The organism is Vogesella alkaliphila (assembly GCF_014652475.1).
Taxonomy (GTDB): domain Bacteria; phylum Pseudomonadota; class Gammaproteobacteria; order Burkholderiales; family Chromobacteriaceae; genus Vogesella; species Vogesella alkaliphila.
Genome location: NZ_BMYW01000027.1, coordinates 1 through 617 on the forward strand (window position 1 = coordinate 1; position 617 = coordinate 617).

Consider the following 617-nt stretch of genomic DNA (forward strand, 5'->3'; position numbering starts at 1 on the left):
TTTCACCCCTATCCACAGCTCATCCCCTAGTTTTGCAACACTAGTGGGTTCGGACCTCCAGTGCGTGTTACCGCACCTTCATCCTGGCCATGGATAGATCACTCGGTTTCGGGTCTACACCCAGCGACTAAGACGCCCTATTCGGACTCGGTTTCCCTACGCCTCCCCTATTCGGTTAAGCTTGCCACTGAATGTAAGTCGCTGACCCATTATACAAAAGGTACGCAGTCACCCGTTTCCAGGCTCCCACTGTTTGTATGCATCCGGTTTCAGGTTCTATTTCACTCCCCTCCCGGGGTTCTTTTCGCCTTTCCCTCACGGTACTGGTTCACTATCGGTCGATCACGAGTATTTAGCCTTGGAGGATGGTCCCCCCATCTTCAGACAGGATTTCGCGTGTCCCGCCCTACTTCTCGTACGCCTAGTTCTTGGAATGTATTTTCGTGTACGGGGCTATCACCCACTATGGCTGGCCTTTCCAGGACCTTTCCACTAACACAATCCATAACACGTACAGGCTCTTCCGCGTTCGCTCGCCACTACTTACGGAATCTCGGTTGATTTCTTTTCCTCGGGGTACTTAGATGTTTCAGTTCTCCCGGTTCGCTCTACCGACC

The 617-nt window shown here is 52.4% G+C and carries 1 rRNA gene; it reads right to left on the bottom strand.

Going from position 1 to position 617, the window contains the following annotated elements:
• Positions 1 to 617, bottom strand: a 23S ribosomal RNA gene (locus tag IE100_RS16345); the annotation flags it as partial.